The 12,051-nt window shown below is 61.9% G+C and carries 13 protein-coding genes; 9 read left to right on the top strand and 4 right to left on the bottom strand.

The window, feature by feature from the left end; all coding sequences use genetic code 11:
- Positions 1-3: 3 nt before the first annotated feature.
- The 5 genes from F3H98_RS15870 to F3H98_RS15850 are packed head-to-tail and all read left to right on the top strand — an operon-like array spanning position 4 to position 4,344.
- On the top strand, positions 4-1,017 hold the full coding sequence (locus tag F3H98_RS15870; RefSeq protein ID WP_149761121.1) for a fumarylacetoacetate hydrolase family protein: 1,014 nt from the start codon (positions 4-6) through the stop codon (positions 1,015-1,017).
- A 3-nt stretch (positions 1,018-1,020) separates the two neighbouring features.
- Positions 1,021-1,971 carry an MBL fold metallo-hydrolase gene (locus F3H98_RS15865; RefSeq protein WP_149761252.1) on the top strand — a complete coding sequence of 317 codons (951 nt, stop codon included), beginning with the start codon at positions 1,021-1,023 and terminating at the stop codon, positions 1,969-1,971.
- 20 nt (positions 1,972-1,991) lie between these two features.
- Positions 1,992-2,540, top strand: a complete 549-nt coding sequence (locus F3H98_RS15860) for a DinB family protein (RefSeq protein ID WP_149761120.1) — start codon at positions 1,992-1,994, stop codon at positions 2,538-2,540.
- Positions 2,540-4,153 carry an FAD-dependent oxidoreductase gene (locus tag F3H98_RS15855; RefSeq protein WP_149761119.1) on the top strand — a complete coding sequence of 538 codons (1,614 nt, stop codon included), beginning with the start codon at positions 2,540-2,542 and terminating at the stop codon, positions 4,151-4,153. The genes F3H98_RS15860 and F3H98_RS15855 overlap by 1 nt, the downstream gene beginning before the upstream one ends.
- Positions 4,153-4,344 (top strand): DUF2783 domain-containing protein, encoded by a 192-nt coding sequence (locus tag F3H98_RS15850; RefSeq protein WP_149761118.1) that lies wholly within the window; start codon positions 4,153-4,155, stop codon positions 4,342-4,344. The genes F3H98_RS15855 and F3H98_RS15850 overlap by 1 nt, the downstream gene beginning before the upstream one ends.
- Before the next feature lie 18 nt (positions 4,345-4,362).
- On the opposite strand, the gene hppD is transcribed toward F3H98_RS15850, so the two are convergent.
- Positions 4,363-5,475 carry a 4-hydroxyphenylpyruvate dioxygenase gene (gene hppD, locus F3H98_RS15845; protein ID WP_149761117.1) on the bottom strand — a complete coding sequence of 371 codons (1,113 nt, stop codon included), beginning with the start codon at positions 5,473-5,475 and terminating at the stop codon, positions 4,363-4,365.
- A 122-nt stretch (positions 5,476-5,597) separates the two neighbouring features.
- Here hppD and F3H98_RS15840 point away from each other — a divergent pair, with 122 nt between their 5' ends.
- From F3H98_RS15840 to F3H98_RS15825, 4 genes are all read left to right on the top strand, one after another.
- The gene (locus F3H98_RS15840) at positions 5,598-6,065 is read left to right on the top strand and encodes an Lrp/AsnC family transcriptional regulator (protein ID WP_149761116.1); all 468 of its coding nucleotides are present in this window, start codon (positions 5,598-5,600) and stop codon (positions 6,063-6,065) included.
- A gap of 126 nt (positions 6,066-6,191) precedes the next feature.
- Positions 6,192-7,241, top strand: a complete 1,050-nt coding sequence (locus F3H98_RS15835; protein ID WP_149761115.1) for a TRAP transporter substrate-binding protein — start codon at positions 6,192-6,194, stop codon at positions 7,239-7,241.
- 124 nt (positions 7,242-7,365) lie between these two features.
- The gene (locus F3H98_RS15830) at positions 7,366-7,893 is read left to right on the top strand and encodes a TRAP transporter small permease (protein ID WP_149761114.1); all 528 of its coding nucleotides are present in this window, start codon (positions 7,366-7,368) and stop codon (positions 7,891-7,893) included.
- Positions 7,893-9,218 (top strand): TRAP transporter large permease, encoded by a 1,326-nt coding sequence (locus tag F3H98_RS15825; protein ID WP_149761251.1) that lies wholly within the window; start codon positions 7,893-7,895, stop codon positions 9,216-9,218. The genes F3H98_RS15830 and F3H98_RS15825 overlap by 1 nt, the downstream gene beginning before the upstream one ends.
- Here F3H98_RS15825 and F3H98_RS15820 read toward each other — a convergent pair whose 3' ends face one another.
- From F3H98_RS15820 to F3H98_RS15810, 3 genes are all read right to left on the bottom strand, one after another.
- The gene (locus tag F3H98_RS15820) at positions 9,219-9,563 is read right to left on the bottom strand and encodes a protein tyrosine phosphatase family protein (protein ID WP_149761113.1); all 345 of its coding nucleotides are present in this window, start codon (positions 9,561-9,563) and stop codon (positions 9,219-9,221) included.
- A 31-nt stretch (positions 9,564-9,594) separates the two neighbouring features.
- A complete protein-coding gene (locus F3H98_RS15815) occupies positions 9,595-10,491 on the bottom strand; it encodes an MBL fold metallo-hydrolase (RefSeq protein WP_149761112.1) in 897 nt (298 codons plus the stop codon).
- Between the two features lie 342 nt (positions 10,492-10,833).
- A complete protein-coding gene (locus F3H98_RS15810) occupies positions 10,834-11,982 on the bottom strand; it encodes an acyl-CoA dehydrogenase family protein (protein WP_149761111.1) in 1,149 nt (382 codons plus the stop codon).
- Positions 11,983-12,051: the final 69 nt, after the last annotated feature.

Raw genomic sequence — 12,051 nt, 5'->3', positions numbered from 1 at the left:
CGCATGAAACTTGCAACGCTGAAGAACGGAACGCGCGACGGAAAACTGGTTGTCGTGTCGCGCGACCTGACCCGCTACGCCGACGCATCCTTCCTGGTGCCGACCTTGCAAGCGGCACTTGATGACTGGCAGCGCATTTCACCGCATCTCGCCGCCCTTGCCGAAAGCCTGGAGCATGGATCGGTGCCTTCGGCGCGTTTCCATGAGCATGACGCGCATTCGCCGCTGCCGCGCGCCTATCAGTGGGCGGACGGCTCTGCCTACGTCAACCATGTCGAACTGGTGCGCAAGGCGCGCGGCGCCGAGATGCCGGAAAGTTTCTGGACCGATCCGTTGATGTATCAGGGCGGCTCCGATTCCTTCCTCGGGCCACGCGATCCGATCGTGATGGCTGACGAGGCCTGGGGCATCGACATGGAGGGCGAAGTGGCCGTGGTTACCGGCGACGTGCCTGCTGGCGCCACAAGCGACGAAGCGCGCGGTGCGATCCGACTTGTCATGCTGGTCAACGACGTTACGTTGCGCGGGCTGACCGCCCCCGAACTCGCCAAGGGTTTCGGGTTCTTCCAGTCGAAACCGTCGTCGGCCTTTTCGCCGGTCGCGGTCACTCCGGACGAACTCGGTGAAGCCTGGGACGGCGGCAAGCTGCATCTGCCGCTCTGCGTCGATCTTAACGGGCAGCCTTTCGGTCGCGCCAACGCCGGCATCGACATGACGTTCGATTTCCCGGCGCTGATTGCACATGCTGCGAAGACACGCCCTCTTGCGGCCGGCGCCATCATCGGATCGGGCACTGTGTCCAACAAGCTCGACGGCGGGCCGGGCAAGCCTGTCCCCGCCGGCGGTTCCGGCTACTCCTGCATCGCCGAACTGCGCACCATCGAAACCATCGAGCAGGGCGCGCCGAAAACCCCGTTCATGCGCTTTGGCGACCTCGTGCGCATCGAGATGAAGGACAAGGCCGGTCATTCGGTCTTCGGCGCCATCGAGCAAACAGTCGAGAAATACAAAGGATAAATGATGGCCAAGGCTTTCGCCTCACAGGGCGACCTGGCGGAAAAGAAGGTTTCCTTCACCGAAGTCGGACGCGACCTGTGGGCCTTTACCGCCGAAGGCGATCCCAACACCGGGGTCATCATCGGCGACGACAGCGTGATGGTCGTCGACGCGCAGGCGACGCCACGGCTTGCCGGCAAGGTGATCGAGAATATCCGTACTGTCACCGACAAGCCGATCAAACATGTCGTGCTTTCGCATTACCATGCTGTGCGCGTACTCGGCGCATCGGCCTATGGCGCTTCCGAAATCGTGATGTCTGAGAAGGCGCGTTCGATGGTGGCCGAGCGCGGGCAGGAGGACTGGGATTCGGAATTCGGCCGTTTTCCCCGGCTGTTCCAGGGCCACGAGTCGATCCCCGGATTGACCTGGCCTACGCTCACCTTCAACGACCGGCTGACGCTCTATCTGGGCAAGCGCCGCGTCGACCTGATGTTCCTTGGCCGCGCGCATACGGCTGGCGACATCGTCGCACATGTGCCCGACGAGAATGTCATGTTCACCGGCGATATCGTCGAATACCATTCGGCCTGCTATTGCGGCGATGGTCATTTCACCGACTGGCCGGCCACACTTGAGGCTATCCGTTGCTTCGATCTTGCGGCGATCGCGCCAGGCCGCGGCGACGCGCTGGTTGGCGAAAAGCTGGTCAACGAAGCGCTGGACAACACCGCCGACTTCGTCCGCTCGACGTACCGGCCGGTGGCTCGGGTCGCGCAGGGTGGCGGCTCGCTGAAAGAAGCGTGGGACGCCTGTCGGACCGTGTGCGACCCGAAGTTTTCCAACTACGCCATCTATGAACACTGCCTGCCGTTCAATGTAGCGCGGGCCTACGACGAGTCACTGGGCATCGATACGCCACGTATCTGGACGGCGGAACGCGACCTCCAGATGTGGGAGGCGCTGCAGGGCTAACCAAAACGGGAGGAGGGAGGATGGATCTTCTCACGCACAATCGCCGGATGGCGCAGAACAGTCTCTGGTCGAACGACCGCATCTATCGTGCCGTGCTGGCGCTGAAGCCAGGCGAGTTCGAGGCGCCGCGCACCAGCTTTTTTCCGTCGATCAAGGAAACGCTCAACCATATCCTGGCGGTCGACCATCTCTATCTGGATTTCGTGGAAGAGGGCGGCCTCGGCGCCAGCGCCCATGACGATTTCGTTCCGTTCGATGACCCCGCCTTGCTCGCCGAGGCGCAAGCGGATTTCGATCGCCGCCTCATCGGTTTTTGCGATCGCCTGACGGCGGCGGCTCTCGAGCGCCGCGTCGTCACCGACCGCCGCGAGGATGGCATGATCCCAGAGCGCATCGGCGATCTCCTGGCGCATCTGTTCATCCACCAGATCCACCATCGCGGCCAGGTGCATGCGATGCTGTCGGGAACATCGGTCAAGCCGCCGCAACTGGACGAGTTCTTTCTCGACTACGATCTCAAGCTCAGGGATGCGGAGGTCGAACGGCTCGGCCTGGGCGGAATTTCCTGATGCCGCGTTACGACTACAAACCGTTTGCCTATGCAACGCCGCCGGAACTGCGCGGTGCGGAGCGAGAGCGTTACCCCGTGCTAATCGTCGGCGCCGGCCCGGTCGGGCTCGCGGCAGCGATCGACTGCGCGCTGCGCGGCGTAAAATGTGTGGTTCTTGACGACAACAATGTCGTCTCGCTGGGCAGCCGCGCCATCTGCTGGTCGAAGCGGACGCTGGAAATCATGGATCGCCTCGGTATCGGTGATCGCATGGTCGATAAGGGCGTCACCTGGAAGGTCGGCCGGCTGTTTCATCGCGAACGCGAGGTCTGGAATTTCGACCTGCAGCCGGAGCCCGGCCACAAGATGCCGGCCTTCGTCAACCTGCAGCAATATTATGTCGAGCAGTATCTGGTGGAACGCGCCCGCGACTTTCCTGATCTGATTGACCTGCGCTGGAAAAACCGCGTCACCGCAGTTGAGCAGTTAGGCCACGGCGTACGTGCAAGCGTCGAGACGCCGGACGGCGAATACACCATCGAAGCGGAATGGCTGATCGCTTGCGACGGTGCGCGCTCGTCCGTTCGCGGCATGCTTGGGCTCGACTTCGAAGGCAAGGTATTCGAGGAACGGTTCCTGATCGCAGATGTCGAGATGCAGGCGGATTTCCCGTCGGAACGCTGGTTCTGGTTCGAGCCGCCATTTCACGCCGGCCAGTCTGCGCTGCTGCACAAGCAGCCGGACAACATTTACCGCATCGACCTTCAACTTGGCTGGGATGCCGATCCCGACGAGGAGAAAAAACCTGAAAACGTCATTCCCCGCATCGAAAGGGTCATCGGCCATCGCGATTTCTCGCTGGACTGGGTTTCGGTCTACACCTTCCAGTGCCGCCGGCTGCAAAGGTTTGTGCACGACCGGGTGATCTTTGCCGGTGACAGCGCCCATATCGTCTCGCCATTCGGTGCACGCGGCGGCAATGGCGGCATCCAGGACGCAGACAACCTGATTTGGAAACTGGCCATGGTGGTCAAGGGAGAGGCGCCGGAAAGCCTGATTGTCAGCTATGACGAGGAGCGTATTTTCGGCGCCGACGAAAACATCCGTAATTCCTCCCGTGCCACCGCCTTCATGACGCCAAAGACTGAAATGGAGAAGATCTTTCGCGATAGCGTGCTGGAGCTTGCGGACGAGCAGGATTTTGCCCGCAAGCTGGTCAACTCCGGGCGGCTGTCGCGGCCTTGCTCGCTGGCGGGTTTTTCGCTGCAGACGCGAGCGGCTGGGAAACAAGGGCTGGCGGTAGGTTCGGCGATGGTCGATGCGCCGGTACAGAATGGCAAGACTGGCTGGCTTCTCAATCATGTCGGCGCTGGTTTCACCGTCATGGCGGTCGAGGCCGACCTGCCCGACGCCGTTCCTGATGCCTTGGCAAAGCTGTTTGTGACCCGCGATCTTTCGCGCAGGATCAATGGTGCAGTCACGCTGATCGATTGCGATGGAATTGTTGCGGACCGCTACGGCGAAGGTATGATTTATCTGATCCGCCCCGATCAGCACGTGGCCGCGCGTTTTGCATCGGCGGAGGGGCATAGGATCACCGCAGCGTTCGAGCGCGCAACCGGGAGGCGCTGATGGCTGACGATATCGGATGCGACCGTTTCGGCGCGCATGGTGACGATTTTTATGCCGCCCTGATGGAAGCACATGACGGGCTGACACCGGGGGAAAGCGCGCGCCTGAACGCGCGCCTCGTTCTGATCCTCGCCAACCTTGTCGGCGACCTGAGGACACTCAAGCAGGCGTTGGTGGTGGCGAAGAAATAGCCGCCGCCTCGCCGCTACCTACTCTGCCGCCTCGACCTTGAGCACGCCGCGGCGGATCTGATCTTCCTCGATGGATTCGAACAGCGCGCGGAAATTGCCCTCGCCGAAACCTTCGTCGCCCTTGCGCTGGATGAACTCGAAGAAGATCGGTCCGATCACCGTCTTGGAAAAAATCTGCAGCAGGATCTTGGTCATGCCGCCATCGACCACGCCTTCGCCGTCGATCAGGATGCCATGCTGCTTCATGCGCTCGATCGGCTCGTCATGGCCGTTCACGCGGGCGTGGCTCTTCTCGTAGTAGGTATGCGGTGGCCCCGGCATGAATTTCAGCCCATTGGCGGCAAGCTTGTCGGTGGCGTCGTAGATGCCATCGGTGCCGACCGCGATGTGCTGGATGCCTTCGCCCTTGTACTTTTTCAGGTATTCGACGATCTGGCTGGTTTCGTCCTTGGATTCGTTCAGTGGGATGCGGATCTTGCCGCAGGACGAGGTGATGGCGCGGCTGACCAGCCCGGTGATGCGGCCGTCGATGTCGAAATAGTGGATCTGCTTGAAGCCGAACAGGTCGCGGTAGAACGCCCACCACTTGTCCATGTTGCCGCGATAGACATTGTGGGTCAGGTGATCGAGATAATAGAAGCCGACGCCGATGGGCTTTGGGTCGCGCTCCCCGATCCAGTCGAACTCGGCGTCGTAGGCCGAGCCCTTTTTGCCATAGGTCTCGACGAAATAGAGCAGCGAACCGCCAATGCCGACGATCGCCGGCACGTCGAGGGCCTTGTCGTTTCCTTCATAGGGCGTCGCCCCCTTCGAAACCGCATGGTCGAACGCGTGCTTGGCGTCTACCACCCGCCACGCCATCGAGGCCGCGCATGGGCCATGCTCTTCGACGAAGCGCATGGCATGTGAGCCGGGTTCGGCGTTGACGACATAGTTGATGTCGCCCTGCCGCCAGACCGTGATTGCTTTGGTCCGGTGCTTTGCGACTGCCTGGTAACCCATGCGGGTGAACAGTTCGGCGAGTTTCTCCGGCTCCGAATGAGCGAATTCCACGAACTCGAATCCGTCGGTGCCTGCCGGGTTGGCCTCGCTCACCGTTGCCGGCGGAGCATCGTGTGGAAAGGGTCCCATGGCATTCTCCTGAATCTTTACCGTGCCTCGGATCATACGCCTGCCGGCATGCAATGTGCTTGCAATGCGAAGCTCGCAATGCTCAAAAGGTGCATGTATCGTGCGCAATTTCGGAGAAATTCATGACTGTCGCACAGGTTGATCAGTTCGATCGCAAGATAATGGCGCTTTTGCAGAACGATGGGCGGTTGACCAACAACGATCTTTCGGACCGGGTGAACCTGTCGCCGTCCCAATGCTCGCGCCGTCGCCAGCGACTGGAGGAGGAGGGTTTCATACGCGGCTACCGCGCCGTGCTCGATCGCGACCGGCTGGGTTTTTCGCTGGTCAACGTCATCTCGGTGACGCTTGCCACCCACAACCGCGACAACGCGCAGCGTTTCGCCGATCTGTTGTCGCGGCTCCCCGAGGTGCAGGAGGCGCATGCCCTGACCGGCGAGATGGACTATATCCTGAAAGTCGTCACGCCGGACCTGAAGTCGCTGTCCGAATTCGTCAACGGTGTTCTCCTGCCACATGAATCGGTGCAGCACGTGAAAACCGCGATCGTGCTGGAAACGCTGAAGGAGACAGGTTCGCTGCCGTTGTGATTGAGCGCTACAAATGATGAGAGCGGGGATTTATAGTTTCATAAGCTGCTGACATTATGCGCCAATTGCAGGCCGTGTTCGATGAGGGTCGAGCATCGGTCGAGGGAGAAGAACGGGAGGAAATTCATGAAGCGTTTCTCGATGAAATCGCTGGCGCTTGCCGGCGCTTTGACGGCGGTCGGGTTGATGGCCGGAGCCGGCATGACCTTTGCGCAGGAAGTGACGCTGCGGCTGCATCAGTTCCTGCCGGCGCAGGCCAATGTACCGAAATTCGTGCTCGATCCCTGGGCCGACAAGGTCGAGAAGGATTCCGGCGGCCGTATCAAGATCGAGCGCTATCCGGCCATGCAGCTTGGCGGCAAGCCGCCGGAACTGATGGACCAGGCGATAGATGGCACGGTCGACATCGTCTGGACCTTGCCAGGCTCCACGCCCGGCCGCTTCCCTTCCACGGAAGTCTTCGAACTGCCGTTCATGATGACGAATGCAGAGGCCACCTCGCGCGCCTATTGGGACATTTTCAATTCCAAGATGAAGGACACCGAATTCAAGGACGTGCACATCATCGCTGCCTGGGTGCACGGTCCCGGCCTCATTCATTCGCGCGAGCCGATCGCCAAGCTCGACGACATGAAGGGCAAGAAGCTGCGCGCGCCGACCCGCATCGTCAACGCGTTGCTCGGCCAGCTTGGTGCGACGCCTGTCGGCATGCCGGTGCCGGCGATCACCGAGAACCTGTCCAAGGGGGTCATCGACGGCGCTGTCATTCCCTGGGAAGTCACCACCGCGCTGAAGGTTGCCGAACTGGTCCAGAACCACACCGAATTCGGCGGCGACCACGCCCTTTACACCACGACTTTCGTGCTCGCCATGAACAAGGCGCGTTACGATGCGTTGCCGGATGACCTGAAGAAGGTGATCGACGACAATTCAGGCGCGGATGTCTCGGCTCTGTTCGGCAAGACGCAGGCGGGAACCGATGCGGCGGGCCGCAAGGTTGCCGTCGATGCAGGCAACAACATCATCGAGTTGAGCGCAACCGATGTCGAACCGTGGAAGACCGCCGCGCAGCCGGTGATGGACAACTGGGTGGTCGAGATGCAGGGCAAGGGCGTCGACGGGCAGGCATTGCTCGATGAAGCGCGCACCCTCATCGACAAATATACGCAGAAGTGAGCCTTCCGGCTCGCCAGGCGCTGGCCGGGGCGGTGTTCATCCGCCCCGGTCCGCCTGGGCTGCAGCGCAGCGCTGCGGCCGCTAGCTGGAAAGTCCGAGTTTCGCTTTATCGGGGAGGACGGGCATGATTCTGCCGCGGATCGTCGAGTGGCTTGCGCGGGCGTTGGCCATCGTCGGCGGCATTGTGCTTGGCGTCATCATCGTCCTGACGGTTGTCAGCGTTACCGGGCGCGCGTTGATCTGGGCAGGGTTCGGCCCGATACTGGGTGACTTCGAGATCGTCGAGGCATTGACCGGCTTTGCCGTATTCTGCTTCCTCCCATACTGCCAACTGATGCGCGGCCACGCGATCCTCGATGTCTTCACCAACATGATGGGACCGACGGTGGTTCGCGCCATCGACGCTTTCGCCGAAATCGTCGCTGCAATCGTGCTGGCGCTGATTGCATGGCGCCTGACCCATGGCTTCGTGGACAAGTTTCGCAACGGCGAGACCAGCTTTATCGTGCAGTTTCCGATGTGGTGGGCATATGCCGCCTGCCTGCTGCCCGCCTATGTCTCGGTTGCCACGGCCATACTCACCTCCGCCAGGGGTGTGAAAGCGGCTTTGTCGGGGCGCGACCTGCTGCCTGAACATCATGGGATGGAATGATGAGCAACCTTACGCTCGGCATGGTGTCGTTTGGCGTGCTCCTGGCGATGGTGTTCCTACGGATCCCGATTGGCCTGTCGATGTTTCTCTGCGGCGCCGTCGGCTCGTGGATCATCACCGGGTCTACGGCCCCGATCCTCGGGCAATTGAAGCAGATCGCCTATTCCACCTTTTCCGACTACAACCTTTCCGTTGTGCCGCTGTTTCTATTGATGGGGCAGTTCGCCGCCTATGGCGGCATTTCCGGCAAGCTGTTCCGGACCGCCGAAAACTGGCTTGGCCACCGTCGCGGTGGGCTCGCCATGGCGACGATCGGCGCATGCGCCGGCTTTGGCGCGATTTGCGGTTCGTCGATGGCGACGGCGGCGACGATGGCGCAGGTCGCGCTGCCGGAACTGAGGCGCAATGGCTATTCCGGCGCCCTTTCCACCGGCACGCTGGCCGCCGGCGGCACCCTGGGCATCCTGATCCCGCCGTCGATCATCCTGGTCATCTACGCGACCTTGACCGAGCAGAACATCGCCAAGCTCTTCATCGCCGCGTTCGTGCCCGGCATTCTGGCCGCGATCGGCTACATGATCGCCATTCGCATATTCGTCTGGAAAAATCCCGACGAGGCAGGCGAGCTCAAACCGCGCATGCCCTACCGCGACCGCTTTGCTGCCCTGCTGCGCGTCTGGGATATCCTGCTCCTGTTCCTGGCGGTGCTCGGCGGCATCTATGGCGGCTATTTTACGCCGACCGAGGCTTCGGCGGTCGGCGCCTTCGGCGCCGCGCTCATCGCCTGGGCCCGCCGCGGCATGACGGTTCACCAGCTCAGGGACGCGATCTTCTATACGGCGTCCGCGTCGGCGATGATGTTTTTCATAGTGCTCGGCGCCATGCTCTACAACAGCTTCCTGGCTCTCACGCAACTGCCGCAGGAAGCCGCCGCCTATGTCGTCGAACTCGGCCTCAACCCATGGGTCGTGATGTCGGTCATCCTGGTGCTTTACCTCATCCTGGGCGGGCCGATGGACTCGCTATCAATGATCCTTTTGACGATCCCGATCTTCTTCCCGATCATCATGGGACTTGATTACGGTCTGCCGCCGGAAGAGCTGGCGATCTGGTTCGGCATCCTGGTGCTGATCTCGGTCGAGGTCGGGCTGATATCGCCGCCTGTCGGCATGAACCTCTTCGTCATCCAGTCGATGGCCAAGGACGTGCCGACGCGTGCGGTGTTTCGCGGCGTCATCCCTTTCATCATCTCCGATGTCATCCGCACGGCGATCCTCGTCGCCTTTCCGGCGATCACCTTGACCCTGCTGCGCTGGGTGTACTGATCAGCTCTTCCCCAGCGCCTGTGCCGGGCCGTAGATGTTGGCCGAACGGGTTCCGGAGCGGCAATAGGCAAAGACCGGTCCTTCGACATCGCTCAGCGCCTGGTGCATGCGTTCGGCGTCGGCCGGGGTGATCGGCTGGCCGCTGTTGACCGGGACATGGCGAAACTTCATGCCGGCAGCCTCTACCGCCGCCTTGATCTCGGCGACCGTCGGCTGGCCCGGATCCTCGCCATCCGGCCGGTTGCAGATGACGCTTTTGAACCCGGCGGCCTTGATTTCGGACACCTGGTCGACGGTGATCTGCTTCGAAACGGCGTAGTCCTTGTCGATCTGGCGGAATTCCATTCTGTCGTCCTTTTGTCGGGGGGCGTGCGGGTCAGAGCGTGTTGACCGGCACCTTGAGGAACGTCTTGCCATCCTCGTCCTTCGGCGGCAACTGCCCGGCGCGCATATTGCACTGCAGCGAGGGAATGATGAGACGCGGCATGGCGAGCGTCTTGTCGCGCGCCTCGCGCATGGCGACGAACTCGTCTTCGGTGGCGCCGTCCTTCACATGGATGTTGTGGGCGCGCTCGTCGGCGACGGTGGTTTCCCATTTGATGTCGCGGCCATTCGGCCCATAGTCGTGGCAAATGAACAGCCTGGTGTCGGCAGGAAGCGACAGCACCCGCTGGATCGAGCGGAACAGCGCGCGCGCATCGCCGCCCGGGAAATCGGCGCGCGCCGACCCGCCATCCGGCATGAACAGCGTGTCGCCGATGAAGGCGGCGTCGCCGATGACATGCGTCATGCAGGCGGGGGTATGGCCGGGCGTATGCATGACATGCGCGGTCATGAAGCCGATCTGGTAGAAATCGCCGTCGCCGAACAGCCGGTCGAATTGCGAGCCGTCGCGCTGGAACTCGGTGCCTTCATTGAAGATTTTCCCGAAAGTGTCCTGCACGACGGTGATGTTCTCGCCGATGCCGAGTTTGCCGCCGAGCTGTTCCTGGATGAAGGGCGCGGCAGACAGATGGTCGGCATGCACATGGGTCTCGATGATCCATTCGAGATCGAGGCCATGTTCGCGGATATGGGCGATGATCTTGTCTGCGCCGTCATGCGTGATGCGGCCGGCGGCATAGTCGATATCCATGACCGAATCGATCACCGCGCAGGCGTCGGAAAGCGGGTCCTTGACGACATACGAGATCGTGTTGGTCTGCGTGTCGAAGAAGCCTGTCACCTCCGGCTTGACCGAAAGATCGGGCGTGAAGGGGATGGGATGCGTCATGGCGTGCTCCGGTTGGGAACCTCCCTGATCATATGGGGCATGATAATCCCGCCGGCCACCACGGCAAAGGGGAAGGGGTTCATTCGTTCGCGGGAGATGCGCTGCCTTGGTTTGAAATTCCCCCTCTCCGGTTTGCTGCGCAAACCACCTCTCCCCCCGCTTCGCAGGGGCGAGGAACCGCTGCCGCGATGCCAGCGCTTCTCCAGCTTGGGTTCCTCGCCCCTGCGAAGCGGGGGAGAGGTGTCGAGGCGAAGCCGAGACGGAGAGGGGGCTTTTCATCATCAAGGGGGGAAGATAGCGCCGGCGCCACGATCGCCGCCAACCGCCAAGGGGCAACAGTCGCTACACGGCCATCAGCCCGCCGGCGTCCGCCAGTGCACGGAGGTGGAAATCATGGTCGCCGAAGGTAAGGTCGATCATCGTCATGCGCTTGAAATAGTGGCCGACGGCATATTCCATGGTCATGCCCACGCCGCCATGCAGCTGGATGGCGTTTTCGCCGACCAGCCGGCCGCCGCGGCCGATCTCGGTCTTGGCTGCATGCACGGCCCGAGCCCTCTCGGTGTCTTCGTCGCTGTCGGCCATCATGGTGGCGTAGAGCGTGATCGAACGCGCCTGCTCCAGCGCGACATACATGTCGACCGCCTTGTGCTGCAGCACCTGAAAGGCGCCGATCGGCACGCCGAACTGCTTTCGCACTTTCAGATAGTCGAGCGTCAGCCCATGCATTGCCGACATGACGCCCACCGCTTCCGCCGACAAGGCAGCGATCGCCTGGTCGACGACACGGCGCACCAGCGGCAAGCTGTTTGCCGGGTCACCGAATGCAGCGCTTGCCGGGACCCGGACATTGTCGAACGAAATCTCGGCGGCGCGCTGGCCGTCCTGCATGACATAACCGCGCCGGCTGACGCCAGGCGCATTGACATCGACAAGGAAGACGCCGATGCCCGTTTTGTCCCTCATATCGCCGGCTGTGCGGGCCGTGACGAAAATCTTGCCGGCGCTGTCGCCATGCAGCACGACGCTTTTTGCGCCGGTGATGAGATAGTCGCCGCCATCCTTCCTTGCCGCTGTCTCGACATGATGGAGATCGAAGCGGGAGTTGCGTTCCACCTGCGCGAACGCGAGTTTCAGCGAACCGTCGGCAACCTGCGGGATCAGTTCCGCTTTCTGCTCGGCGCTGCCGCCGAGGCGGAGAAAGCCGCCGCCGAGCACTACCGTGGCGAAATAGGGCTCAAGCGCCAGCGCCTTGCCCAGCGCTTCCATGACGATCATCGTTTCGACCGGGCCGCCGCCGATGCCGCCATCGTCCTCGGCGAATGGCAGCGCCATCAGGCCCATTTCGGCATAACGGTCCCACATATCGGCGCTCCAGCCCTCCGGCGAAGCCATATGCCGCTTGCGCTCCTCGAAGCCGTATCTGTCGGCGAGCAGGCGTTCGACAGCATCCTTCAGGATCGACTGTTCTTCGGAGAGATCAAAGTCCATTTACGCTCCTCGCATTTCGAAAATCACGCCGCCCCTCACCTGCCTGCCGGCATCCTCTCCCCGTAAGGA

This window comes from Neomesorhizobium albiziae, assembly GCF_900114255.1.
GTDB lineage: Bacteria > Pseudomonadota > Alphaproteobacteria > Rhizobiales > Rhizobiaceae > Neomesorhizobium > Neomesorhizobium albiziae.
The sequence above is the reverse complement of the archived record's forward strand: the minus strand, read 5'-3'. Positions and strand labels throughout refer to the sequence as shown.